The sequence below is a fragment of the Winogradskyella poriferorum genome (genome assembly GCF_050618035.1).
In the GTDB taxonomy this organism is placed as follows: Bacteria; Bacteroidota; Bacteroidia; order Flavobacteriales; family Flavobacteriaceae; genus Winogradskyella; species Winogradskyella poriferorum_A.
The window spans coordinates 1-212 of record NZ_JBODPY010000317.1 but is presented as its reverse complement, the minus strand read 5'-3'; the positions used below and the strand labels follow the sequence as shown (position 1 = coordinate 212).

Here is a 212-nt window from a genome sequence, read left to right as displayed (position 1 = left end):
TGTAGGGACCTCTACCGCAATGGCTGAAACCAGAGGTTCCAATGTTAGTCTACCTGCTTTCTGTGGATATAAAACTGTTTTTCTTAAAACAACATAGCGATATTCTTCACCCTTATAGATACCTTTTTCAATTGGTAGCCCTTTTATTTCAATATTTTGGCTCCAGAAGTCATTATATCTAGTATTATCTTTTTCTCGCCAGTTACTAACAC

Annotated in this window: 1 pseudogene; it reads right to left on the bottom strand. The window is 36.3% G+C overall.

Annotated features, from left to right (window positions below):
* Nucleotides 1-212 (bottom strand): annotated as a pseudogene (locus tag ACRHOC_RS15910) (BatD family protein); the annotation flags it as partial.